The organism is Leucobacter sp. CX87 (genome assembly GCF_018682295.1).
In the GTDB taxonomy this organism is placed as follows: domain Bacteria; phylum Actinomycetota; class Actinomycetes; order Actinomycetales; family Microbacteriaceae; genus Cx-87.
In genome coordinates this window covers 439,890-462,373 of record NZ_JAFIRI010000001.1, presented here as the reverse complement: position 1 = coordinate 462,373, position 22,484 = coordinate 439,890, and the positions used below count along the sequence as shown (strand labels likewise).

Here is a 22,484-nt window from a genome sequence, read left to right as displayed (position 1 = left end):
GGGGTGATGAACGATGATGAGTTGGACGATTACGAGCGCGAAGCTGAGCTGTCGCTGTTCCGCGAGTACCGGGACATCGTCGGGCAGTTCCGCTATGTCGTCGAGACCGAACGGCGCTTCTATCTCGCGAATGAGGTCGACCTCAAGCGCCAGGACGCCGGCAGTGATTTCTACTTCGAGCTGAGCATGACGGACGTGTGGGTGTGGGATGTGTACCGCGCCGACCGCTTCGTAAAGTCAGTACGCGTGCTGACGTTCAAGGACGTCAACGTTGAAGAGCTCTCGGCCCGCGAGTTCTCGCTGCCGCAGGAGCTCGCGCTCGACGAATAGGCCACCGGCCCTCGTTATCGAACGCACGGACGGCATTTCCCGTCCACAGCGACTCGCCCGAGCGAGTTCTCCACCGATCCTGATTTCCCGCCCCACCGCGCCCCGCTGCATCGCAGGCTGAGTGCGGAGGTGCGAGATGGCACAGCACAGTATTGGCAGCCCTGCGGTACCGCAGGCGGTGCCCCGATCCCGAGCGTTGGGGGATCACGGCGAGGAACTCGCGGCGAGCTACCTCGAAGAGCGCGGGTACCAGATCCTGGCGCGCAACTGGCGGATCGCCCGTGGTGAGCTCGACCTGGTCGCGCTCGACGGTGACACGATCGTCGCGGTTGAGGTGAAGACCCGCAGCGGCACCGGCTACGGCCACCCCCTCGAGGCGATCACCCTGCAGAAGGCGCAGCGGTTGCGCCGGCTATTGCTGAGTTGGGTGCGCGCGGAATACCCCGCCGCGCACGCCCTCAGGATCGACGCGATCGGCATCACGGTCAGGCCGGGCGAGCGCCCCCGCATCGACCACCTCGAGGGCATCTCGTGACTGCCGCGGTCTGCCGGGCCGCAACGATTGCCCTGAACGGCCTTGAGGGGGCCGCGGTGCAGGTCGAGGCGGCCGTGTCGCAGCAGCTCCCCGGCATGGCGATCATTGGCCTGCCCGACGCGGCGCTCGCGGAGGCGAAGCTGCGGGTGCGGCTGGCGACGGCACAGGCCGATCTGCCGCTGACAAACCGCTTCTTGACCGTGAACCTCGCGCCCGCGGCGCTCCCCAAACAGGGCTCCGGTTTCGACCTCGCGATCGCACTCGCATCGCTCGCCGCTTCGGCTCAGCTCCCGGGCAGCGATGACGTACGCGAACGACTTGCCTCGACCGCGCACCTCGGCGAGCTGGGGCTCGACGGCGGTCTGCGGCGCCCTGACGGGCTCCTCGGAACGGTCGTGGCGGCACAGCGGCTCGGGTTTACCCGGGTGATGGTCCCGGCGAGCTGTGCGGCAGAGGCAGGCCTCGTTGCGGGCATGACGGTCGTGGCCCCCGAGACCCTCGCGCAGGCGGTCGACTGGTACCGCGGGGTGCCGATGCAGACACACCCTGCGGCGAGCGCCGACGCGCGTTTCCTCGGGGCTCAGAGCGACACACCCGCGCAGGATCCGGGCGATGCGCTCGACATGGTGGACGTGGTGGGCCAGCCCGAAGCGGTGGAGGCGATGCTCGTCGCCGCCGCCGGGCGCCATCACCTGTCGCTCGTCGGCCCGCCCGGGGCGGGGAAGACGCTGCTGGCGACCCGGCTCCCGTCGATCCTGCCGGACCTCTCGGACGCGGCCTCGATCGAGGCCAGCAGCATTGCGTCGCTGGGCAGCGGTGCCGCGCTGACCCGGCTCGTGCGGCGTCCACCCTTCGAGAGTCCGCACCACACCGCCTCGGCAGCCGCGATCATCGGCGGCGGCACCGGGAACGTGATCCGTCCGGGGGCGGTCACCCGCGCCTGCCATGGAGTGTTGTTTCTCGATGAAGCGGCGGAGTTCGCGCCCAAAGTCTTGGACGCGCTGCGGCAACCGCTTGAGTCGGGCGTGATCGAGATACACCGGGCGCGCATGCGGGCGACCCTGCCCGCGAGTGTGCAACTCATCCTGGCGGCGAACCCCTGCCCGTGCGGCAAGCTCGGCTCCGCCGAAACCTCGCTCGAGTGCGAGTGCCCGCCGCTGCAGCGTCGCCGCTACCTCGCGCGCATCTCCGGCCCCCTTGCGGACCGCATCGATTTGCGGCTCACGGTGCGACGGGTCTCGAGCCTGCTCCTTCAGGACGCGCAGACCGCCCGCCCGAGCAGCGCCGAGCTGCGCGTCCGGGTGGTCGAGGCCCGTGCCCGGGCAGCACAGCGACTCGTCGGCACCCCGTGGGCGGTGAACGCCGACGTGCCCGGACGATGGCTGCGCGGGCCCGAGCTCCGGTTGGCGCGCACCGAAACCATCGTGCTCGACCGGGCACTCGCCAGGGGAGGGATCACGCTACGCGGGTATGACCGGGCGCTCAAAGTTGCGTGGACGATCGCGGACCTCGACGGCATGGAGCGGCCCGGCCGACACGAGGTGGCGCGCGCGCTGATGCTGCGGAATGGGGTGGCGGCATGATCCCCCTCGCCGCCAACGCTGAGACCCGGCGCCTACTAGAAGGGGTACACCCAGCCGGGGCCGCAGGAATGGCCGCGCAGCACGGGGCCGATGAGCTGCTCGCCCGAGCTGCCTGGTCCAGGATCGCCGAGCCCGGTGATCGTGCGGCAGGGGTATTGGTCGCGATGCTCGGCGCGCCGGCGTTACTCGCCCATCTGGTGGCCGGCTCTACTCCGGCTGAGATCGTGGCAGACGCCTGGCGAGACCCGACGGAAGCTCGGCGCGCGGCGCTCGATCCGCGCTCCGTTCGGGCCGCAGTCGAACGGTGGCGCCCGAGGCTCAGCCACAGCGCGACCCTCCGCGACCTAGAGCAGGCCGCCGCTGCGGGGCTTCGTCTGCTCGTCCCAGGCGACCCGAACTGGCCCGCCCGTGTCGATGACCTCGGGGATCACGCACCTCTCGCGCTCTGGGTGCGCGGTGACCCTGGGGTGCTGCACGCGCACGGCCTTGCCGTGGTGGGAGCACGCGCCTCGAGCGGATACGGCGAAAACGTCACCGCCGAGATCGTCGGAGGCGTCTGCGACGCCGGGGCGGTGATCTTCTCGGGCGCCGCGTATGGCATTGATGCCGTCGCTCATCGCGCCGCGCTCGCCGCAGGGGCAACGACCATCGCCGTGCTCGCGGGCGGCGCAGACCGCGCCTATCCGGCTGCGCATGCCACCCTGATCGACCGTATCGCCGAGCAGGGCGCCGTTTGCTCCGAGATCATCCCGGGCGGCGCCCCCACTCGCTGGAGATTTCTGCATCGTAAAAGCAATAATAAGTGTAGGAGGTTCAAAATATGGCAGTGATTTACGTTCGGATATCTCAGGACGAATCAGGCGAAGGTGCCGGAGTCGCTCGACAACTGGCCGAATGCAAAAAATTGGCAGAAGACCTGGGGCTTTTCGTTACCAAGGTGTACAAGGAAAATGACAAGAGCGCGACTAAAGGAGTGCGCCCAGAATTTGAAGCACTTCTTCAATCGAAACCGGACGTAATCCTCACCTGGGCGCAGGATCGGCTTCTGCGCCGCACGAAGGACCTCGAACGGGTCATTGAACTTGGAGTTAACATCCACACGGTGCAGGCAGGTGGTCTTGACTTGACCACCCCGGCGGCTCGTGCCGTGGCGCGCACCGTTGCTGCTTGGTCGCAATATGAGGTTGAACACAAAGCCTCACGTCAGCGGTCGAAAAATAATCAGTTAGTTGAATCTGGCCGCCCGGTCCCCGGAAAAGCACGGTACGGGTACATGTTTGCGGACAAGAAAGTCGGCAGACGTATGAACGAAAAGGTAGACGAGAGCGAAGCGAAGATCGTTAGAGAGCTTTACGCCGCCCTAATCGAGGGAAGATCGATATACGGGATGGCGCAGGATCTAAATGAACGAGGGGTGCCAAAGAAAGAGAAGAAGAACGCAGGCGAAAAGCAGCGCAAGGTGACGCCGTGGCAGGCAGTGCGTATTAGAGACATGTTGGCGAACCCTGCTTACTACGGCTGCGTGGTGCGTCACGGAGAAGCTATCAAGTCTGCACATGTCGAACCGATTGTTAGTGAAGAAATTTGGATGGCTGCGAATGCGATCTTGCGCGATCCTACAAGACAAACTACACCCGGGCCCGCAAGGCGCCATCTTCTAAGCGGGCTAATTCTGTGCGGAACTTGTGGCGCGAAGATGCGATACACAAACAAAGGATATTACTGCTTCACCCCAAAGGCAGGCCACCCAGTAATCAAAGGTGAGATTGCTGAGAAGAGGGTTCTAGAACAGATGGAGCTAGCCTTTCTAACCGGTCCTCCTGCAATGTTCAGACAAGAAGAAGAGATTGACCTCATCGAACCAATGCGAGAGCTTGAAAAAGTCAATAACGACATGCTCAAAACTATGGATCGAGAAGACGAGGGTCTAATTACAACTGCTCAATCAGTACAGAGATTGCGCGACCTGCGAAAAAGATATAACGCACTAGAAACTAAGATTGACCAGCTACGACTTCAGCAATCATCCCTGAGTGTCATGGCATCACTAGCGGTGAATATTATGCCGACATCTAGGAGAGCATCGTTGGATGACGGAGCGGATCCCGTGAAAGCACGTAAAGATATCCGTAAAGCCTTTGAGGAATTAGATCTAGAGCAGAAGAGGAACGTTGTACAGGGGTTGATGGATTTAACTCTTCAACGTGGGCGAGGCTCTGAAAGACTACAGGTAGTGCATAAAATCGCAACAGGATTGAATCTTGAACCGGACTTCTATGGCGGTGAGTACTAGCAATGGATGAAAGACGAGAGTACGAGGAAGTTCTTCCGGAACAAGTGCCCCCAAAAGAAGAAACCACGAATCTGCAGCCAAACGATGTAGAGGGGATAGAACCTGCAGCCAGGGGAGTTGTGTCTAGTAGTAAACGTATTTTACTTACTGAAACGGGAAAGAGAGCTGCTTCTGCAAGAACTGCGCGAGATGTGGAGATACGGTGGCTCTTGCAGGAGTATCTCAGGCTAATGAAGTTGGAGCATAAGGCTTCGCCTTTGTCTAAAGCAGAGAAGGACGAAGGTTCCACTCGGCGGGTTGTCAGATCGGCGAAACCGGCGGGGCGTGAGTGGCGGAATTTTTACATTAAAGCAATACACCTCAATTCAGATCTTCCGGTAAGACAGGTTCCATCCCAGCAAACGAGATTCAGTGATGCCGAGGTGCGATCTATGCGCTGGAGAGCGCAGAACTACCCTGCTAGCCGACTTGACCTACTCAATCGCGTAGCGGTGTCGTTCGCGATGTCACAACCGTTCGAGTTGACAGAGGACGAACTAGCAGAGGAGGTTTACAGATATATTAATAGGGAAATGCTGACAGAGTATACTTACCTATCCTCAGATCCAAATGCAGTCAAGAATGGAAAAGTGGATGTTGCAGTGCTCTGCGGCAGGGCGGCGGAATTTGCCAAGAAGAACTATGATCCTGAAGTGGCAGAAGCCTCTAGCCAGATCAATTCGAAGCGCGGGCAAATAAGTGGCGCTAAATCCCAAAAGACGCGCGACCATCGAGTCGAGATGTGGGCCATCTGGAGGACCACTCTGCGAGGGAGTCTTGCTGCAACTGGAAGCGACACTTTTGAGTCGAAACTTTGGAATGAGGACTTCCCTGACCAAAAAATGAGTAGGGCGACTATCGCTCGATACAGAAAAATGGCCAGATCAGAATAGGAGTGTAAACACACCCTTCAAATTTGTGTACACCTGTGTACACACATAATTCTCAAATTATTCTCATGAACTACCTTAACCTCAGGTTAAGGAGTGTTGTCCATCCAAATGTTACTCTAATTGCTATAGATACGATTTGAAATAGCATAGATCATGAAATATGTTAAATTAATTGAATATTGATAATTTCAGAAACACGCATACGAAATATTCATCTTAGTTCGAATGAACCTTGCATATTTCATCGCAAACTCAACTTCTGATAAAATTAGATCTATTATCAGGGAGTCGGAGATGGAAGTAGAGGTTGCTGAAAGCGGTAGGCCATGCAATGTATGTCGTTCGTTCAAGCGTGTTGAGATTGAGGATGCGATTTACTCGAACACACCAATTTCGCAAATTTCGCAACGGTTCGCAGTTTCTTCCCACTCACTGTACAGGCACATCAAGAATCATGCTGCTCCAGCGATGCAAGATAGCTTCAAAGCGTCTATCAGGATGAACCCGGTGAGTATCTCTGAGCGCATGCTGGACATAGCTGACTCGGCCAGGAAGATACGGCGTGATACGACAAACGAGGCAGCGGCGCTTCGGGCGGGGCTAGCTGAGCTTCAGGTTCTTCAGACGCTGGCTTCTCGTATGGGGGTTACTCACGAGTCATTGCTGGACTCCTTCAAAGATGCGTCGGTGCTCGCAACGGTTGTCGGAGAACTCGCTCGGCAGCGGCCAGTGTTTGGCGAGCTAATGGTAGAGGCGCTGGCAAACCGAGGTGCAGACGAGATGGCCTCAGCAATTTCTCTGACTTTAATCCAAGACAACCACTTGGAACCACTTGAATGCGTTGGGGTTACTCAGTCGTTGAAACAAGGTGGGGAGCTAGGATCCTGCGAATGAGATTCTGTGCTTCCACACTCTTGTGTGCCTCTAGGTGGATCGCATCCGGAAGCCATGTCTTGTTCTTGGCTAGAGCCGGAGCGAATCTTTCCAGCTCGCCAACTTGAACTATATGCAGGCCTCGAGCGTCGAACTTTTTGATGAGTTCCAAGATCGCAGTCTGCGCCTGCCCTCGAAATACAGCGACTCCTGCTGCCTTGGGTTCATGCCATCGATCCTTGCCCGTTCGAAGAAGCTCGTCGATGACCTCCTTGGTGGTGCTGTCGTAGGAGCCTTCCGGGTTCTCCGCTACTTTTGGACCTAGAACGCTAGTAATAGTCTGCAGAACACTACTAAATGTCTTCTTAGCTCCAGCGGTCTTCAGCCACTCTGTAGCCAATCGATAATCTGTATCGACTTCGTTCCAATTTCCACCGAGGCTCTCAAAAAGCTGCTTTGTCTGAACCACGGATTTTAGAATGTCAATGTCCACAATTACTGCGGTTGGTACTGCAAGTTGTTGGAGGGTGGGGATCAGTTTTGCGAACCCGTCCTTCCCATTTGTTGGGATGAAGAGAACATCGCTCGACGGCAGAGGGGCGCTAGCAGTTCCGTCTCCTCCTTCGTCGATGTATGATTCCAGCGCTGTCTCATAGAACCGACAGTCTTGTTCTGCCTCACACAAAATTACGAGTCGCGAGAATAGGCCATCGAGTACATTCGAGTATCTCAGTACGCGATCATCCCAAACCCTCTTTAGGTCAGCTGCTGGGACCTGCGCTATACGCGTATGATTTCCGTCCCGCACCAAACGAGCTACAGATAGGGGTGCTTCTGACTGCAATAGACCGGCGATGAAATCTTTGTCGTGAGTCGCGACTACAAGCTGTTGGTCTGTGTTCTTTGCGATAGTACCAAGCTCGCGCCCTAGCGCTCTCGCCTGGGGCGGGTGCAGGAATGCTTCCGGTTCGTCAACTAGGACAATTTTTTTAGTTCCCGTAATGACCGGCACTATTAGTCCAAAGAAGCTACGCATGCCGTCACCTTGAGTATCTAGTGCGGGCAGATCCCTAACCGCATCTCCGAACTCGCCAAGTGGCTCATTCCGCAAGGGAATAGGAAGATCTACTTTTCCGACTCTAATTCTGAGAGTCCCACCAGCGTAGTCATCCAATAGTAGAGAGCTACCAAACACTCTTTCCGAAATTGCGATTAGATTGTCAAAGACGTCCCTGTTGTCTTGCAGGCGGTGCAGCGGCTCCCCAGAAGGTGCCCCAATTTCTGATTTTCCGGCACACGAAAATTGTTGACCAAGTCTTGACTGAGCGTCTGCAAAGAAGACGAGCTCGCCGTATAGCTGTTGCGCTACGGCAGCTTGCGTACTGTGCAAGCTTCCGTTGAATACTGAAGTCACTGGAATAATTTGACCGTTGCCGTTGTGTAATCCGGCGAGGTGGAAGTAGTCTCCGCCTGCTGCAGGGTCACGCTTAATTACTCCATGAGAAGCTTTGAGCCATTGATATAGAGTTTCACTAGACCACTCCGCGAATATGCCAAGCTGTTGCACTAGACGTGGTAGTTGGTGTGGAAGGACATCAGCCCCTGACTGTAGGACCATATTAATCTGTCGAAGCAACGTCGATTTTCCGGCGTTATTGGCGCCCACTATTACGGTAACGCCGCCGGGCGGCAATTCCAACATTGCGCCAGAAGTTACTAGAACTTGATCAAGTCGAAAATTGACCTTGTCTACCTCGGAGTTGCTCATTGTTCTCCTGTTGGGATGTCGACCCGTTGACATTTGAAGTTGGTGCCACCCTATCTTGTTTGCGGATAGGGTTGCGTGTCACAAACGATGCTTCAGCGAGAGATTCGGTTTCGTGAGCCCTGCTCCGTTTTGAGCGAGTTCATGGGGTCCAAGATGCTCTCAAAACTTGATCTATTATGCGTCGCTTTAACGTATGGAGTTATGAGATAATTTGGTATGGACAAATTGGCGGGATCCGCGAAGGTTGGTTACGTCAGAGTCTCGACTGCTGCGCAGGATGAGGCCCTTCAGCATGATGCCCTCGACAAGGCAGGTGTACTCAAGAGAAATAGGTACATCGACCACGGAGTCAGTGGAGCGAAGCAGTCCCGGCCTGGTCTTGACGCCATGCTTGATGACTTGCAGGCAGGCGAGACTGTTGTTGTCTACAAGCTGGACCGCCTGGGGCGTTCAACCGCGCATGTAACTGGGCTCATTCATGACCTCACGGAACGCGGAGTATTTATTGAGTCCGTTAGCGATGGCTTGAACTCGACCACTCCTACTGGACGAGCGATGCTTCAGATGCTCGCGATCTTTGCTGAGATGGAACGCTCATTCATTCGTGAACGCACAGCTGCGGGACTGGCTGAGGCCAAGAAAGCAGGGAGGGTCGGAGGCAGGAAGGCGGCCCTGGACTCCAAGCAGGTGAAGCAAGCGCAAGCTCTGCGGGAAGCGGGAACTTCGGTTCCGGATATTTCCAAAACTATGGGTGTCTCAATTGCGACCGTTTACAGGGTAACGAAGGTTCAGGTTTCATCTCGTGAGTAGAGGGGCTGGGTGAACTCACCTAGCGTAGTTTCGAATGCTTCTGCAATGCGGAACCAAGTTCTGAGGGTGCCCTCACTGGCGGGTTTCCCGGGGGTCCGTCGCGGCTTGCCTGACTCTAGGGACACCAACGTTGCGCGTCCGACGCCTGAGCGTGCGGCTAGCTCGTCGTAGGACCAGCCCCTTTCGTGCCTCAGTCTTGAGAGCTGCAGTCTGAGTGCGTCGAAGTTTGGTTCGTTTACTGGAGAGATTTCGGGCACGCATCCCAGCACAGCGGCCCCCGGAGCTACTGTTGTTATGGCAAGCCATAAGATGTTGGCTAACCATCACATAGATTCGGAGTCTCAATGGAGAAGAACAAGGCTGGAATTATCGCTCTCTGCCTCGCGTTGGCGGGGGGTGTGTTTGCTTTCGCTACTGGTGCAGTGCCTGCACTTCTGTTTCTGTCTATACCGATCTTGATTGCTTCGCTTGTTGTGAGCATTATTGCGCTGACGCGTAAGGGCAAGGGGAAAGCGAGCGGAGTAATTGCGCTGGTTCTGAGTGTTGTGTTTGGCGTAGTCGGGCCAATCATGTTCGTAGGGAGCTTTATTGGCAGTCTTGCTGAGGGCTCTACCTCCATGGAGAACTCTGAAGTTCTAGTTGAAGGGGGTACGGATGGAGAAGAGGCTGAGCCCCAGCGGAACGAGCGAGGCAACTTGGCGAAGCAAATTGGGGAAGAGGCTTTCATCTTTGGAAGTACAGGCGAGAAAGAAATTTCTTTCAAAGTCTTGGAAGCAGTTCGAAGCCCTGAGTGTCAGCCAAGTGCGTCAACTCAGAACGGTGAGCTTGTGGCGCTGAAGATTGAAATGACTACGACAGAGGACTACCTCTTGCAGACGAAGTACGTTGACACTGTTCGGCTCGATTGGCGGGACTGGACTGGCGTGAGCCTAGATGGCAGCACCATCGAGAACTCTGCATTGGGCCTAACTACCTGTCTCCCGATGACGGAGATCTTTCCGCTAGACGTTCCTCAGGGGGAGACAGTCACCGGTTGGTGGATTCTGGATCTTGCCCCAGGTGCGACCTCTGTCGTATGGAGTCCTGACGGAGAGCCCGGATGGGAATGGCCTGTTCCTTAGGAGCCAGCTACGCAGGTTGAAGGCAGCGTCCCTGGCTTCCGAACTATCGATCGGCAGTCAGGGGAGGTCCCCGAACGTGGAGGGCTGTGCATCAGAACTGGTTTGGGTGCAGAAGTAGATAGGACTGAGTTTTCTTGTCCGGGTCCCATCTTCGAACTAGTCCAGCTAGCCCGCGCCGACGTGATTCTTAGCGTGGAATGCGTAGCCGAAGCGCTCGCCGCAACGAAGACGACAATTAGGTGAGCGGCGAGCGTAGGGTCGAATCATGAGTGATAACTACCGCACCTGCGCTGAATGTGGGGAGGACTGTCTCCCGGATGTTGCCGAGATGGGGGGTGCTCTGATGATTGCTTTCATGTGCCCAGTACATGGAGTCAATGCGTTAGTCGATCCATTTGAAACTGAGTGATTTGTAACTTGCACTTATAATTAGTTTTACGTCAACGAAACAGGATCATCGCAGCGCTCGCCGCCGCCACGCTGGTCACCGAGGCGGGGACGCGATCGGGATCGTTGAACACCGCAGGGCACACCGCCGAGATTGGTCGCCCGCTGGGCGCCGTCCCTGGCCCAGTGAGCTCGGGCACGTCGGCCGGATGTCACCGGCTGATCCGTGAGTACGCCGCGGTACTCGTTACCAATGCCGCTGACGCGTGTGAATTGCTCGCCCTCGACGCGGGGTCGTTACTGGGCGAGGAGTCAGCGCAGGATCGACCGCCGCCGCTGCACCGCCGGCTCGTAGACGCGTTGCCCCTGCGCGGGGCGCGCGAGCTTTCGGACGCGGCGCGTCGGGCAGGGATGTCTCTCGACGATGCCCGTGCCACCGCCGCGGAGCTTGAGCTCCTCGGAGTTGTCGAACGGCGAGCGGTCGACCGAGGGGAGCGGGCCGGCGAAGAGGGTTGGGCGCTCGTGGCAGGCGTGCGCTGAGCGATACTCGGCTGGCGCGTGAACGACGGTGTGAATGACAACCCGGGGCAATCATCTTCATACCAAGGGTTATGTTCCTAACCTTTGTTACTGCAGATCCATGCCTCAGGATAGCAATGCAGTCTCCGCAGCAGGCCGACCACTGTGGCCGGCGCTCACTTACGAGTCTCGCCCGTGGGAACGCTCGGGCAACGAGGTCGCCTCGCGTCGGGCGAAACTCCAGGCCCGTGGCGAGTACCGGGCCTCGGTGCCACCATTCAATGCTGTTGCGGCCGTCGATCTCGCGCCCGAGGTCCGCGCGCTGGCCGATGACGCGAATGGGGAACTTGCCCGTTTCGACGCGACGATTGGGATTATCGCGGCGCCGTTCACCTCGATCCTGCTCCGAACCGAATCTGCCTCGAGTTCTGAGATCGAAAATCTCACCTCAAGTGCCAAGCAGGTGGCGCTCGCAGAGATTGGCGCATCGCAGTCCGAGAACGCGCGGCTCGTCTTCGCAAATGCTCGCGCAATGAGCGCTGCGCTGGAACTCGCCGACGACCTGAGCGTCGCGTCTATGCATTGCCATGCATGATGCACTCCTGGCCGAGAGCGCGCCAGACTTTGTCGGCTCATTCCGGGGCGAGCAGGTCTGGATTGGTGGGGGCGGCATCTCGCCACACGAGGCATTGTTCGTGCCTCCGCACCATGAGCGAGTACCTGACCTGATGAGGGATCTGATTGAGTTCGCGAGCAGGACGGACGTGCCCGTCCTCGTGCACAGCGCCATCGTGCACGCACAGTTCGAGACAATTCACCCGTTCCCCGATGGCAACGGCCGTATCGGCCGGGCGTTCATTCACAGCATGCTCCGCCACGGCGGCATCACACGCAACGTGACCGTTCCCGTTTCGGCCGGGCTGCTGCAGGATACGAGCCGCTACTTCGGCGCGCTGACCTCGTATCGATCCGGCCACCTGAACGCCATTGTCGAGGCCGTCTCCGAAGCTGCGCTTGCCGCAATCAGTAACGGCAGCACGCTCGTCGCCCAGCTGCAAGCCGCCGCGGACCCCTGGAAGGTAGAGATTCGCGCTCGACGGGGCTCGGCTCCGGCTCGTCGATGCCGGTGTTTTGCAACAAACCAACAGTTCGAAGCGAATCGCATCTGGCACGCACCCTTGGTGCTCGCCGCGCTCGACGACTTCGGTCGGCGCGCGCGGCGCGGACGATAATGCACTGCGGCGCGGACACGTCGACTCAACAGTCCGCCTGCGGCCTGGCGCGGCGAGGTTGAGCGGTCGGGCCGGCTGGTGACGATGGTGACTCGGTCGCGGAGGTCCGTGCCGGTGTCAAACAGCTCACGCGAGTTCGGAATCTCTCTACAGGGCCAGAGGTCTCCCTTGGTCTCGACTCCGATGGGTGCCGCAATGCTCGGCAGTTCAGTGCTCATGCGTCGTTATGCGCACGGACCCGCGCGGGCGTGTTGTAGCGTTTGGGGAGAGGCTGTCCGTGATTCGGCACGCCCGAACAACCCTGTAAAGGAAGCCTCATGATTCTTGCGTTTTCAGTTGCACCGGTGGGCGGCGCGGACTCCGATGGCTCTGTATCGGGCGCCGTCGCGGAGGCGGTAAAGATCGTCCGCGAGTCGGGCCTGCCGCACCGGACCTCCAGCATGTTCACCGAGATCGAGGGAACCTGGGACGAGGTGTTCGACGTCGTAAAGCGCGCGACCGAGGCCGTGCTGCCCTTTGGGTCGCGCGTCTCCCTCGTGATGAAGGCGGACATTCGCCCCGGGTTCGAGGGCGAGCTCGACGCAAAGCTTGAGCGGTTGGAAGCCGCGATTGAGGGGACTGCAAACCATGCCAGTTGAGATGCGAATGTGGCGTATTGATGGCCAAACCCCGAAGCAATTGAGCGCTGCAACTCTTCCCACAGAGAATGAGCTGCACCAGTTCCTCCGGCAGGATCCTTCCCTGCTGGGTACTCCGCTCCTGGTGATTGGTAGCGAGATCGTTACCCCGTATGGAAAACGGCTTGATCTCCTGGCAATAGATGCCGAAGGCAACCTGCATGTACTTGAGCTCAAGCGGGACCGAACACCTCGCGAAGTGGTCTCCCAGGTTCTCGACTACGGCTCATGGGTAACAACTCTGCCCCGTGACGAGATCATCGACATTGCAGAAAAAGAACTGGAACAGCCATTTGAAGCGGCATTCGAGGAAACTTTCGGAATCGCACCTCCAGATGATCTCAATGGAGAGCTGCGCCTGACGATCATCGCTTCATCGCTTGATGCGAGTTCTGAGCGTATCGTCACCTATTTGCGGGGCTTTGGAGTGCCGATCAATGCGGTTTTCTTTACATATCTGGAAGACGATGATCGTCGATATCTCGCCCGCTCTTGGCTTGCGACCTCAGAAGAAGGCGTGGCCGGATCGAGCGCAAAGTCAACGTCAAAGCGCGCTGCCTGGAACGGTCTTGATTGGTACGTGTCATTCGGCGGTGGCCGTGCCTGGGAAGATGCGAGAAAGTATGGATTCGTCTCAGCTGGTGGGGGCAAGTTCTACACTCAGACGATTCGCGCCCTGCCTGTGGGTGCCCGAGTGTGGGTCAACATCCCGCAGACGGGCTATGTCGGAGTCGGGGTAGTGACCGGCGCAGCAATGGAGTTTGCAGACGCGATTCTCGATGAGCCGGGGGAAAAGCTTGCCCTATCCGACCAGGCACTGATCGGAACGTATACGCACAGCGGTGCCACCACCGTTGACGACAGTGAATGGGTAGTTCCCGCGCAGTGGATTGGCACGGTAGACGAGCAGTCGGCGTATTGGGAGAAGGGGCTGTTCGCAAACCAGAACAGTGCTTGTAAGCTTCGGCAGGAGTTCACACTGGATCGGCTCACTGAACACTTCGGAGTCCACGATGAGTGAGATGCAAGTTGGGGAACTGTCTGTCGTGGCTGAATACGCGCTCACCCCAGAGCGTGTGAGGCCATCTATGAATCACTCAAAGTCGCGGAAATATTAAGGTGGCCAGGAAAGAGGTTTACGACGGCGAGCTCGACGCAAAGCTCGAACAGGTCGAGAGCACGATGACCAAATCGGCCGCTTAGAATCGCTCGTCCAGGATCGCGGGCATCACGATCTCCCGAATGAATGAGGCCGGCGAGAGTGCCAGGATCATCCGGACCACGTCAAGTACGTCGTGCACGGGGACCAGTAAGCCTTCGCCAGCCAAGGCCGCGCGTTCCTTCGGGACATCGAGTGAGTCGGCGGTATTGAGGTACCCGAGTTGTATCGTCGTGACCGCGAGTCGTTCGGCGCGATAGTTCTCCCGCAAGGCGTCGGCGAGTCCGTTCAACGCGGCCTTTGTCGAGCCAAAGGCGACCTCGGGTCGCCCGCTTCTGGGGAGGCCTGAAGTTGAGCCAGTGAGTATTACCCGGGGCTGGTCGCTGCTGAGCAACCGCGGAAGCAGTCGGTTCAGCAACAGGATCGGCCCGGTAATGTTCGTGGCGATGAGTGACTCTGTCGTGTTGTCCTGCTGCGAGACAAAGTCGTAGTCAGGAGTAAAGGCGTCCGGTTCCCACGCCCCGAGGTTGTAGATCACGAGATCCAATCCGCCTGGGGCATGCAGCGCGACGGTTTCTGCGGCCTGGCGTGGGTCGTCGAAATTTGCCTCGATCCAGTTCATGTCGCTGTCCGCGGGGCGCACCCGCGAGACCCCAGTGACTTGGTGGCCGTCGCCGATAAGCCCCTCAACAAATGCTCGACCGAGACCCTTGCTTGCGCCCACAACCAGTACCTTCACGGGGAGTAGTATCCCATCCGGCGCTTCGCCGTGCCTCGAGCTGGAGAAGGTTCCCACCTGACAGAATGGCGGCATGCGACTAGACGAGGCGATCACGGGATTCCTCGAAACCGTCGAGTTCGAATACGGGTACTCGGCGCACACTCTGCGCGCCTACCGGACCGACCTCCGCAGCCTCGTCGACTACTTGGCCGAGCGTGACGTTACGGACAGTGCGGATCTCTCCATCGATGTGCTCCGTGATTGGCTGTGGGCCCGGCAGCAGGCTGGCCTGTCGTCGAGCACCATCGGGCGGGGCGTCGCGACGCTCAAATCATTTGGTGGCTGGCTCGAGAATCGCCGTGTCGTTCCCGGCAACCCGGCCTCCCGTCTGCGGGCGCCCAAGGCGGCGCAGTCGCTGCCTCGCGTGTTGAGTGACGAGCAGATGGGCAGGATCCTGGACCGTGCCGCTGTGCTCGCCGAATCAGGTGACCCGATCGAGGTGCGCAACCACGCGATCCTCGAGCTGCTGTACGCCTCGGCGTTGCGTGTCTCGGAGCTCAGTGAGCTGCCCCTGCATCAGCTTGATCTGGGGGAGCGGACGGTGCGCGTGCTCGGCAAGGGTGGCAAGGAACGACTGGTTCCGTTCGGTGCCCCCGCGGCGCGAGCTTTGGAACGCTATGTCGATCATGCGCGCCCAGCGTTGAGGGCACGCGCGAACGCCGCAGTAACCCCAGCCCAGCCCGCCGCCGAAGTGTTTCTGGGGAGCCGGGGCCAGGCGATCTCAACCCGCACCGTCTACGATCTCGTGCGTCGCGAGCTCGACCAGGAGCCCGGCAGCGGTCCGCGCGGCCCGCATGCGTTTCGGCACACCGCCGCGACGCACTTGCTCGACGGCGGCGCGGACCTCCGTGTCGTCCAGGAGGTCCTCGGCCACGCGAGCCTCGCGAGCACCCAGGTGTACACGCACGTTTCGACGGAGCGGCTCGCGCAGAGCTACCGCCAGGCGCACCCGAGGGCGTAGCGAAACACCGGCTCACCACGGCAGCAGCTTCGGCCGGCCTGCGAAGAAGCGCAGCGGGTTCACGTACTCGCCATCGACCCGCACCCCGAGGTGCAGGCAGCGCGTGCCGCAGTGTCCGCCGGTGGCAACGGTGCCGACCTCCACGCCCCGGCTGACGAGAGCGCCCTCGAGCAGCTCGGTGGTGACCGGCTCGAGCGATAGGAGGGTGCGCTCGTCAACCCTGATGCTCAGTAGCGGGCGGTCCACCACATTCCCCGCGAAGGTCACGACCCCGCTGGCGGGCGCAAGGACCGGTGTGCCGGTGAGGGCTGCTACGTCGAGGCCGCGATGCCCGGCCGCATAGGGATTGGGCGGAGCGCGGAACTGTTCCGCGACGCGGAGTGGTGGCCCCAGTGGCGGAGCCCAGAGGGTCCCACCGGGAATAATTCCGCCGACGGCGGCAAACATCGCCCCGATGGAGAGCAGACGACGAGCCCACCTCGTCGTTCGGATCGTCGCGCTCATACCCAAGACTCTGCGCCGAGAGACACCGCAGCGGGGCGGATCCTGCGAATCGGTGGAGAAGTCGGCGTTTGCGTGCCCTGTGACCGGAGAAGCACGCGCGGCGAAACCCCTCGCGCCGCTGCGACGTCGGCGCCCTCGGGGGTGATACGATGGGGGAAGCACTCCTCACGGGGTGACTACGCGTGCCCGAAAGCGCTTTTCTGCCACCGGTCCACCTGCATTGTTTCAGTGCGAGTGGCGGCGGGGGAGCCGGGCACCAGGATTAGCCGCACTCGCGGCTGAGACATAACCGCAAATACCGCATCATTTGTGATGCGCAGAATAGGAGAAACGACCATGGCCGTCGTTACCATCCGCCAGCTGCTCGACAGCGGCGTCCACTTCGGACACCAGACCCGTCGTTGGAACCCGAAGATGAAGCGCTTCATTTTCACCGAGCGCTCGGGCATCTACATCATCGATCTGCAGCAGTCGCTTGCATACATCGATCGCGCGTACGACTTCGTCAAGACCACGATCTCTCGTGGCGGCTCGATCCTGTTCGTGGGCACCAAGAAGCAGGCGCAGGAAGCCATCGCAGAGCAGGCCGACCGCGTCGGCCAGCCCTACGTCAACCAGCGCTGGCTCGGTGGCCTGCTCACCAACTTCCAGACCGTCACCAAGCGCCTTGAGCGCATGAAGGAGCTGGAGCAGCTCGACTTCGAGGGCACCACGAGTGGCTTCACCAAGAAGGAGCTCCTCCTCAAGAAGCGCGAGCTCGACAAGCTGCACAAGTCGCTCGGCGGCATCCGCAACATGACGAAGACCCCCTCGGCTCTCTGGGTCGTCGACACCAAGAAGGAGCACCTCGCAATTGACGAGGCGCGCAAGCTCGGTATCCCCGTCATCGCGATCCTCGACACGAACTGTGATCCCGACGAGGTCACCTACCCGATCCCGGGCAACGATGACGCCATCCGCTCGGTCGCACTGCTGACCCGCGTGATCGCCGACGCTGCTGCTGAGGGCCTCATGGAGCGCCACCAGAAGCCGGAAGAGGGCGCTGCTGCTGAGCCCCTCGCCGAGTGGGAGGTCGAGATCCTGACCTCGAGCACCGACGAGGCACCCGCCGCAGAAGAGACCCCCGCGGTCGAGGCTGCTGCTGAGGAAGCCCCCGCTGTCGAGGCCACCGAGGCCGAGGCTGCGGCTCCCGCAGCTGAGTAAGCACCGGATCACTCACACCTCTACGTAAAAGGAGTCAACATGGCAACGGTCAGCATGGCTGCCGTCAAGGAGCTGCGCGAGCGTCTCGGCGCTGGCATGGTCGATAGCAAGAACGCACTCGTTGAAGCTGAAGGCGACATCGAGAAGGCGATTGAGATTCTTCGTCTCAAGGGCATGAAGGGCGTCGCCAAGCGCGAGGGCCGTGCCACGAGCGAGGGCCTCATCGCTGTCAAGGAGTCGGAAGGCTCCGCCACGATGATCGAGCTCGCGTGCGAGACCGACTTCGTCGCGAAGAACGAGAAGTTCATCGCACTGGGTCAGCGCGTGCTCGACGCAGTCGTCGCCGCCGGTGCGAAGACGCTCGAGGAGGCAGTTGCTGCTCCCCTCGAGGGCAAGACCGTCGCGGAGATCATCACCGACGAGGCAGCAATTATCGGCGAGAAGGTTGAACTTCGTCGTATTGCGGTCGTCGAGGGTGAGCACATCGCGGTCTACCTGCACCAGACCTCGAAGGATCTCCCGCCGCAGGTTGGCGTCGTCGTTGGCTTTGCCGGCGGCAGCGCGGACACCGGTACCGGGATCGCCCAGCACATCTCGTTCGCTGATCCGCTGTACGTGGACCGCGACGGTGTGCCCGAGGCTGATGTCGCCAAGGAGCGTGACCTCGTCACCGAGATCGCGCAGAACGAGGGCAAGCCTGCTGCTGCTCTGCCGAAGATCATTGAGGGCCGCCTGAGCGGGTTCTTCAAGACCGTCGTGCTGCTCGAGCAGGATTACGCTCGCGACAGCAAGCAGTCGGTGCGCAAGGTCCTCGAGGCCGAGGGCATGACCATCTCGGGCTTCGCCCGTTTCAAGGTCGGCGCCTAGCCAGACAACACACGAGACCCGGGCCCCTGTGGCCCGGGTCTCGTGCTGTGCCCGGGCCCCGTGGCCCAGGCACCACACAGCAATATCGGCGTAGTCCCGCTACGCTACATGTGAACGAAGGAGACCCTCTGATGACCGAAACCCCCACGAAGAAGCGCCGCGTACTGCTCAAGCTCTCGGGGGAGGCGTTCGGCGGAGGCACCCTCGGGGTCAACCCCGACATCATCAGCCACGTGGCGCGTGAGATCGCCGCAGCCATGGACACCGCCGAGGTCGCGGTCGTCGTCGGCGGCGGCAACTTCTTCCGCGGAGCAGAGCTCTCGCAGCGCGGCATGGACCGTGCCCGGGCCGATTACATGGGCATGCTCGGCACCGTCATGAACGCGCTCGCGTTGCAGGACTTCCTCGAGCAGGCCGGCGTATCGAGCCGCGTCCAGTCCGCGATCACGATGACGCAGGTCGCCGAGACGTACATTCCGCTGCGCGCGATCCGTCACCTCGAGAAGGGCCGCGTCGTCATCTTCGGCGCCGGCGCCGGTTTGCCCTACTTCTCCACCGACACGGTAGCTGCCCAGCGCGCGCTCGAGATTCACGCTGACGAGGTGCTCGTCGCGAAGAACGGCGTGGACGGCGTCTACACCGCCGACCCGAACGTCGACCCGACGGCGACCCGGATCGATCGCATTACCTACAACGAGGCGTTGCAACGCGGCCTGCGTGTCGTCGACTCGACCGCATTCAGCCTCTGCATGGATAATGGCATGCCCATGCGCGTATTCGGCATGTCGCCCGACGGTTCGGTCACTCGCGCGGTGCGTGGCGAAGAGCTCGGCACGCTCGTCCACAGCTAGTCCGGTTCGCCGGCCCACTACTTTCACCGCTCCCGATATGCTGGAACGGTACCCGTACGACGAAGGAGAACCCCGTGATTGATGAGGTCTTTACCAACGCAAAGGACCGAATGAGCAAGGCGCTCGATTCGGCCAAGGAGAGCTTCTCTCAGGTCCGTACCGGTCGCGCGACCCCCTCGATCCTGCAGAACGTGCTGGTCGACTACTACGGCACGCCGACCCCACTGCCGCAGCTCGCCTCGGTTGCCAACCAGGACGCGCGTAGCCTGATCGTCACTCCCTACGACAAGGGGGCGATCCGCGACATCGAGCAGGCCATTCGCGACATGCCGAACCTGGGGGCAAACCCCTCGAACGACGGAACCGTCGTGCGCGTGACGCTTCCCGACCTGACCGAGGAGCGCCGCAAGGAGTTCGTCAAGGTCGTCAAGGCTAAGGCAGAAGATGCGCGCGTCGTGATTCGCAACATGCGCCGCAAGGCGAAGGATGAGCTTGATGCGCTCAAGGCGGAGGTCGGCGAGGACGATATTGTCCGCGCTGAGAAGGAGCTTGAAACGCTGACGAAGCAGTTCATCGACCAGGTCGATGACGCGCTGAAGCGCAAAGAGGCAGAGCTCCTCGAGGTCTAGGCGTCATGTCGGGGGAAGAACGACACGACGACTTACGGGCACACCTCGAGTCGCAGCGCGCGAAGCTTGAGGCCACGAGCGCTCGCATTGAGGAGCGCGCCGGCCGAAACCTGTTCCTGGCGATCGGCACGGGCGTGCTCCTTGGCGGCGTGTTCGTGGGGAGCCTCCTGCTGAACCAGGCGATCTTCGTTGCCCTGGTGGCCGTGATCGTGGCGATTGCGTTGCTCGAGCTTGCCTCTGCGTTTCGCGGATCAGGGCGCCGAGTTCCGCGTTTTGGCGCGATGATCGGTGGCGTAGTCGTGATCGCTGGCGCGTACTGGCAGGGTGCCCAAGGCATGCTGCTGGGGCTCGTTTTGGCGTCGTTGTTGCTCACCGCCTGGCGACTCATCGAGGGCCTCGTGCCCCGGTGGGAGGTACCCCCGAAGACACTCTTGCGCGACATCTTCTCGGGACTTTTCTCGCTCGTGTATGTAGCGTTCCTCGCGGGCTTCACGGTGCTGCTCGTGCGCGAGCCGGGTGGCGAATGGTGGGTGTTCACACTCGTGCTCGTCGTGGTGTCGGTCGATATTGGCGCATACGCTGCGGGGATCACGCTCGGCAAGCACAAGATGACGCCTCGTATCAGCCCGAACAAAACGTGGGAAGGCTTTGCGGGGGCGGCAGTGGCCGCGTGTGTTACCGCGACGCTGATGACCACGCTCGTACTGGGGCAGCCGTGGTGGCTCGGCGTCATTATGGGGGTGCTGCTCTTGCTGAGCGCAACGGGCGGCGACCTCACGGAGTCGCTGATCAAGCGCAACTTGGGAGTGAAAGACATGAGTTCATGGATTCCTGGTCACGGTGGTTTCCTTGACCGCCTTGACTCGATCCTGCCGTCTGCCGCAGTGGTGTTCGGTGTCGCGTTGACCGCCGGAGTGATCGCGTGAGCGCTCGTAGCGCTAGGGCTGGGACAACCGAGACCAGTACGGCGTTTCCGATCGCGCCGCGCGGTGAGCAGGGCTACCGTCGCGCTGACGTCGACACGTTTCTTGGACGCGCCCGCGCGACCTACGAGGGCGCAGGGGGCGACGATCCAGTGACCGCTTCCGAGCTCCGCCGGACATCGTTCCCTTTGGTGAAGTCCGGTTATTCGGCACGCTTTGTCGACGCCGCGATTGACCGTCTCGAAGAGATCTTCTTCGAGCGAGAACGGCGCGCGTTCGTGCAGGAGCACGGTATGGGGGAGTGGGAGACCGAGGTGCGAGCGATTGTCGCGGACGTTCGCGGCCGTATTACTCGCCCGCGCGGGAAGCGTTTTCGCCGCCGCGGCCTGTTCGCGACCGGGTACAAGCGGTCTCAGGTAGACGCGTTCGTTGACCGGATCACTGGACTGCTCGACGGCAGCGCTCCGCTGTCGACGGGCGAGGTGCGCGAGGTCATGTTCCACTCGGAATGGCGTGGGTACGACGAAGACCAGGTCGATGCGCTGCTCGATTCGGTCGTCGAACTGGTGCTCGCCAGCCGCTAGCGTCACCTGCCGAGACCCACATTCGGAGTGTCCTTCAAGGGCACGTGAGATAGAATCGTTGGTATTGTGTTCCTCTCATCATCGCCCGCAGGCACCCCGACCGCGCTCCGGCGCCGCTCAAAGGTGCTGTCCATGCTGGCCGCCGGGGCTGCGGCAACTTTGTTGGGCGCAGCAGTAATCGCGCCCGTGACGCTTTCGGGAACCGCCGCGCAGGCGGCCCCAGAGCCGAGCGCCGAGATCTTCCAGCAGTTCGTCGCGTCGGACATTCCCGACACTTCGATCCCCGCTGAGTCTTTCGAGATCGAGCGACTGCCCGACCCCGAGCCGCCGCCGAAGCCTGCGGCCGCGGCGCAGCCTCAAGCGGCTTCGCGCCCGCTGTACACCGGTGGGGGCGCACCGGCTGAGTGGATGGCAGCCGCAGGTATCGCGCAGAGCGACTGGGGCTATGTTGATTACATTGCCAGCAAGGAAAGTGGCTGGAACCCGAACGCGACGAACTCGAGTTCGGGTGCCTGTGGCGTCATCCAGGCGTTGCCCTGCAGCAAGGTTCCCGGCAACGGATACGACCCGGTTGACAACCTGCGTTGGGCCAACGGCTACGCGACGGGTCGCTACGGCAGCTGGGCGCAGGCCTACGATTTCTGGCTCGCGAACCACTGGTGGTAGCAGGACCCGGCCATGGCGCGTAAGCACCGGCGAGCCGAAGCTGGGCCGCTGAGCGACGTCGGTCGACTCGCGAACGGGGGCGCCCAGCGCGTCACTCGCCGCGGCTCCGAATGGTTTATCCGCGAGATCTCATCGAGTCGCGCCGAGAAGGCCTATCGCTGCCCGGGATGTGGGCAGGAAGTTCCGGTTGGCCAGGCTCACCTGGTCGTCTGGAGCGCCGAGCATTTCTTCGGTGACGAAGCGGCGGTCCGCGACCGGCGTCACTGGCACCTGCACTGCTGGCGCCTCGCCTAGCC

27 protein-coding genes are annotated in these 22,484 nt (G+C 60.7%); 23 read left to right on the top strand and 4 right to left on the bottom strand.

Annotation, left to right across the window (positions count from 1 at the left end; translation table 11 throughout):
- The first annotated feature begins 6 nt into the window (after positions 1–6).
- The 7 genes from KOE53_RS02250 (at position 7) to KOE53_RS02220 (ending at position 6,567) form a co-directional block, all read left to right on the top strand.
- Positions 7–330 (top strand): DUF2469 domain-containing protein, encoded by a 324-nt coding sequence (locus KOE53_RS02250; protein WP_188046128.1) that lies wholly within the window; start codon positions 7–9, stop codon positions 328–330.
- Positions 331–466: 136 nt separating this feature from the next.
- Complete coding sequence (locus KOE53_RS02245) at positions 467–865, top strand: YraN family protein (protein ID WP_188046129.1); 399 nt, start codon at positions 467–469, stop codon at positions 863–865.
- Positions 862–2,448 (top strand): YifB family Mg chelatase-like AAA ATPase, encoded by a 1,587-nt coding sequence (locus KOE53_RS02240; protein ID WP_188057205.1) that lies wholly within the window; start codon positions 862–864, stop codon positions 2,446–2,448. The genes KOE53_RS02245 and KOE53_RS02240 overlap by 4 nt, the downstream gene beginning before the upstream one ends.
- A complete protein-coding gene (locus KOE53_RS02235; RefSeq protein ID WP_188057204.1) occupies positions 2,445–3,278 on the top strand; it encodes a DNA-processing protein DprA in 834 nt (277 codons plus the stop codon). The genes KOE53_RS02240 and KOE53_RS02235 overlap by 4 nt, the downstream gene beginning before the upstream one ends.
- Entirely contained in the window at positions 3,269–4,741 is a 1,473-nt protein-coding gene (locus KOE53_RS02230; protein ID WP_188057203.1) for a recombinase family protein, read from the top strand. Before KOE53_RS02235 ends, KOE53_RS02230 begins: the two co-directional genes overlap by 10 nt.
- Before the next feature lie 2 nt (positions 4,742–4,743).
- Positions 4,744–5,673, top strand: coding sequence for a hypothetical protein (locus KOE53_RS02225; RefSeq protein ID WP_188057202.1), 930 nt, complete (start codon positions 4,744–4,746; stop codon positions 5,671–5,673).
- Between the two features lie 225 nt (positions 5,674–5,898).
- On the top strand, positions 5,899–6,567 hold the full coding sequence (locus KOE53_RS02220) for a hypothetical protein (RefSeq protein WP_188057201.1): 669 nt from the start codon (positions 5,899–5,901) through the stop codon (positions 6,565–6,567).
- Here the strand turns inward: KOE53_RS02220 and KOE53_RS02215 are convergent.
- On the bottom strand, positions 6,521–8,314 hold the full coding sequence (locus tag KOE53_RS02215; RefSeq protein WP_188057200.1) for an ATP-dependent nuclease: 1,794 nt from the start codon (positions 8,312–8,314) through the stop codon (positions 6,521–6,523). The two genes, KOE53_RS02220 and KOE53_RS02215, sit on opposite strands and share 47 nt — an antisense overlap.
- 216 nt (positions 8,315–8,530) lie before the next feature.
- Between KOE53_RS02215 and KOE53_RS02210 the strand changes: the two genes are divergently transcribed.
- Positions 8,531–9,124, top strand: a complete 594-nt coding sequence (locus KOE53_RS02210; protein WP_188057199.1) for a recombinase family protein — start codon at positions 8,531–8,533, stop codon at positions 9,122–9,124.
- Here KOE53_RS02210 and KOE53_RS02205 read toward each other — a convergent pair.
- Positions 9,103–9,381 (bottom strand): helix-turn-helix transcriptional regulator, encoded by a 279-nt coding sequence (locus KOE53_RS02205; RefSeq protein WP_215401647.1) that lies wholly within the window; start codon positions 9,379–9,381, stop codon positions 9,103–9,105. The genes KOE53_RS02210 and KOE53_RS02205 overlap by 22 nt on opposite strands.
- Before the next feature lie 87 nt (positions 9,382–9,468).
- Here KOE53_RS02205 and KOE53_RS02200 point away from each other — a divergent pair, with 87 nt between their 5' ends.
- The 6 genes from KOE53_RS02200 to KOE53_RS02180 all read left to right on the top strand — a co-directional run bounded on the left by KOE53_RS02200 (position 9,469) and on the right by KOE53_RS02180 (position 14,081).
- The gene (locus tag KOE53_RS02200) at positions 9,469–10,245 is read left to right on the top strand and encodes a hypothetical protein (RefSeq protein WP_188057198.1); all 777 of its coding nucleotides are present in this window, start codon (positions 9,469–9,471) and stop codon (positions 10,243–10,245) included.
- 453 nt (positions 10,246–10,698) lie between these two features.
- Positions 10,699–11,172: a DNA-processing protein DprA gene (locus tag KOE53_RS02195; protein WP_188057324.1), complete on the top strand. Its 474-nt coding sequence runs from the start codon at positions 10,699–10,701 to the stop codon at positions 11,170–11,172.
- A gap of 100 nt (positions 11,173–11,272) precedes the next feature.
- Positions 11,273–11,746 (top strand): Fic/DOC family N-terminal domain-containing protein, encoded by a 474-nt coding sequence (locus KOE53_RS13445; RefSeq protein ID WP_251364046.1) that lies wholly within the window; start codon positions 11,273–11,275, stop codon positions 11,744–11,746.
- Positions 11,739–12,383 carry a Fic family protein gene (locus tag KOE53_RS13440; RefSeq protein ID WP_251364045.1) on the top strand — a complete coding sequence of 215 codons (645 nt, stop codon included), beginning with the start codon at positions 11,739–11,741 and terminating at the stop codon, positions 12,381–12,383. The genes KOE53_RS13445 and KOE53_RS13440 overlap by 8 nt, the downstream gene beginning before the upstream one ends.
- 317 nt (positions 12,384–12,700) lie before the next feature.
- On the top strand, positions 12,701–13,021 hold the full coding sequence (locus tag KOE53_RS02185; RefSeq protein WP_188057197.1) for a thiamine-binding protein: 321 nt from the start codon (positions 12,701–12,703) through the stop codon (positions 13,019–13,021).
- Positions 13,011–14,081, top strand: a complete 1,071-nt coding sequence (locus KOE53_RS02180) for a DUF8606 domain-containing protein (protein ID WP_188057196.1) — start codon at positions 13,011–13,013, stop codon at positions 14,079–14,081. The genes KOE53_RS02185 and KOE53_RS02180 overlap by 11 nt, the downstream gene beginning before the upstream one ends.
- Before the next feature lie 178 nt (positions 14,082–14,259).
- Here KOE53_RS02180 and KOE53_RS02175 read toward each other — a convergent pair whose 3' ends face one another.
- A complete protein-coding gene (locus KOE53_RS02175) occupies positions 14,260–14,958 on the bottom strand; it encodes an SDR family NAD(P)-dependent oxidoreductase (protein ID WP_188057195.1) in 699 nt (232 codons plus the stop codon).
- 73 nt (positions 14,959–15,031) lie between these two features.
- On the opposite strand from KOE53_RS02175, the gene KOE53_RS02170 reads away from it, so the two are divergent.
- Positions 15,032–15,961 (top strand): tyrosine recombinase XerC, encoded by a 930-nt coding sequence (locus tag KOE53_RS02170; RefSeq protein WP_188057194.1) that lies wholly within the window; start codon positions 15,032–15,034, stop codon positions 15,959–15,961.
- A gap of 12 nt (positions 15,962–15,973) precedes the next feature.
- Here the strand turns inward: KOE53_RS02170 and KOE53_RS02165 are convergent, their stop codons facing one another.
- Complete coding sequence (locus tag KOE53_RS02165; protein WP_188046137.1) at positions 15,974–16,465, bottom strand: M23 family metallopeptidase; 492 nt, start codon at positions 16,463–16,465, stop codon at positions 15,974–15,976.
- Between the two features lie 336 nt (positions 16,466–16,801).
- Between KOE53_RS02165 and rpsB the strand changes: the two genes are divergently transcribed.
- The 8 genes from rpsB (at position 16,802) to KOE53_RS02125 (ending at position 22,482) form a co-directional block, all read left to right on the top strand.
- Positions 16,802–17,668 carry a 30S ribosomal protein S2 gene (gene rpsB, locus KOE53_RS02160; protein WP_188046138.1) on the top strand — a complete coding sequence of 289 codons (867 nt, stop codon included), beginning with the start codon at positions 16,802–16,804 and terminating at the stop codon, positions 17,666–17,668.
- Between the two features lie 39 nt (positions 17,669–17,707).
- On the top strand, positions 17,708–18,535 hold the full coding sequence (tsf, locus tag KOE53_RS02155) for a translation elongation factor Ts (protein ID WP_188046139.1): 828 nt from the start codon (positions 17,708–17,710) through the stop codon (positions 18,533–18,535).
- 131 nt (positions 18,536–18,666) lie between these two features.
- Complete coding sequence (gene pyrH / locus KOE53_RS02150) at positions 18,667–19,386, top strand: UMP kinase (RefSeq protein ID WP_188046140.1); 720 nt, start codon at positions 18,667–18,669, stop codon at positions 19,384–19,386.
- Between the two features lie 74 nt (positions 19,387–19,460).
- Positions 19,461–20,015 (top strand): ribosome recycling factor, encoded by a 555-nt coding sequence (frr, locus tag KOE53_RS02145; protein ID WP_188046141.1) that lies wholly within the window; start codon positions 19,461–19,463, stop codon positions 20,013–20,015.
- Between the two features lie 5 nt (positions 20,016–20,020).
- A complete protein-coding gene (locus KOE53_RS02140) occupies positions 20,021–20,941 on the top strand; it encodes a phosphatidate cytidylyltransferase (RefSeq protein WP_188057193.1) in 921 nt (306 codons plus the stop codon).
- A complete protein-coding gene (locus KOE53_RS02135; RefSeq protein WP_188057192.1) occupies positions 20,938–21,522 on the top strand; it encodes a DivIVA domain-containing protein in 585 nt (194 codons plus the stop codon). The genes KOE53_RS02140 and KOE53_RS02135 overlap by 4 nt, the downstream gene beginning before the upstream one ends.
- Before the next feature lie 66 nt (positions 21,523–21,588).
- Complete coding sequence (locus tag KOE53_RS02130; RefSeq protein WP_241095366.1) at positions 21,589–22,188, top strand: aggregation-promoting factor C-terminal-like domain-containing protein; 600 nt, start codon at positions 21,589–21,591, stop codon at positions 22,186–22,188.
- Positions 22,189–22,200: 12 nt separating this feature from the next.
- Positions 22,201–22,482 (top strand): Rv1322 family protein, encoded by a 282-nt coding sequence (locus KOE53_RS02125; protein WP_188057191.1) that lies wholly within the window; start codon positions 22,201–22,203, stop codon positions 22,480–22,482.
- Positions 22,483–22,484 lie beyond the last annotated feature (2 nt).

What these genes read in the sequence shown, in the direction of transcription:
- KOE53_RS02250 (WP_188046128.1), top strand. Translation starts at nt 7, where the DNA reads ATGAACGATGATGAGTTGGACGATTACGAGCGCGAAGCTGAGCTGTCG.
- KOE53_RS02245 (WP_188046129.1), top strand. Translation starts at nt 467, where the DNA reads ATGGCACAGCACAGTATTGGCAGCCCTGCGGTACCGCAGGCGGTGCCC.
- KOE53_RS02235 (WP_188057204.1), top strand. Translation starts at nt 2,445, where the DNA reads ATGATCCCCCTCGCCGCCAACGCTGAGACCCGGCGCCTACTAGAAGGG.
- KOE53_RS02230 (WP_188057203.1), top strand. Translation starts at nt 3,269, where the DNA reads ATGGCAGTGATTTACGTTCGGATATCTCAGGACGAATCAGGCGAAGGT.
- KOE53_RS02225 (WP_188057202.1), top strand. Translation starts at nt 4,744, where the DNA reads ATGGATGAAAGACGAGAGTACGAGGAAGTTCTTCCGGAACAAGTGCCC.
- KOE53_RS02220 (WP_188057201.1), top strand. Translation starts at nt 5,899, where the DNA reads ATGAACCTTGCATATTTCATCGCAAACTCAACTTCTGATAAAATTAGA.
- KOE53_RS02215 (WP_188057200.1), bottom strand. Translation starts at nt 8,314, where the DNA reads ATGAGCAACTCCGAGGTAGACAAGGTCAATTTTCGACTTGATCAAGTT.
- KOE53_RS02210 (WP_188057199.1), top strand. Translation starts at nt 8,531, where the DNA reads ATGGACAAATTGGCGGGATCCGCGAAGGTTGGTTACGTCAGAGTCTCG.
- KOE53_RS02200 (WP_188057198.1), top strand. Translation starts at nt 9,469, where the DNA reads ATGGAGAAGAACAAGGCTGGAATTATCGCTCTCTGCCTCGCGTTGGCG.
- KOE53_RS13445 (WP_251364046.1), top strand. Translation starts at nt 11,273, where the DNA reads ATGCCTCAGGATAGCAATGCAGTCTCCGCAGCAGGCCGACCACTGTGG.
- KOE53_RS13440 (WP_251364045.1), top strand. Translation starts at nt 11,739, where the DNA reads ATGCATGATGCACTCCTGGCCGAGAGCGCGCCAGACTTTGTCGGCTCA.
- KOE53_RS02185 (WP_188057197.1), top strand. Translation starts at nt 12,701, where the DNA reads ATGATTCTTGCGTTTTCAGTTGCACCGGTGGGCGGCGCGGACTCCGAT.
- KOE53_RS02180 (WP_188057196.1), top strand. Translation starts at nt 13,011, where the DNA reads ATGCCAGTTGAGATGCGAATGTGGCGTATTGATGGCCAAACCCCGAAG.
- KOE53_RS02170 (WP_188057194.1), top strand. Translation starts at nt 15,032, where the DNA reads ATGCGACTAGACGAGGCGATCACGGGATTCCTCGAAACCGTCGAGTTC.
- KOE53_RS02165 (WP_188046137.1), bottom strand. Translation starts at nt 16,465, where the DNA reads ATGAGCGCGACGATCCGAACGACGAGGTGGGCTCGTCGTCTGCTCTCC.
- rpsB (WP_188046138.1), top strand. Translation starts at nt 16,802, where the DNA reads ATGGCCGTCGTTACCATCCGCCAGCTGCTCGACAGCGGCGTCCACTTC.
- tsf (WP_188046139.1), top strand. Translation starts at nt 17,708, where the DNA reads ATGGCAACGGTCAGCATGGCTGCCGTCAAGGAGCTGCGCGAGCGTCTC.
- pyrH (WP_188046140.1), top strand. Translation starts at nt 18,667, where the DNA reads ATGACCGAAACCCCCACGAAGAAGCGCCGCGTACTGCTCAAGCTCTCG.
- KOE53_RS02140 (WP_188057193.1), top strand. Translation starts at nt 20,021, where the DNA reads ATGTCGGGGGAAGAACGACACGACGACTTACGGGCACACCTCGAGTCG.
- KOE53_RS02125 (WP_188057191.1), top strand. Translation starts at nt 22,201, where the DNA reads ATGGCGCGTAAGCACCGGCGAGCCGAAGCTGGGCCGCTGAGCGACGTC.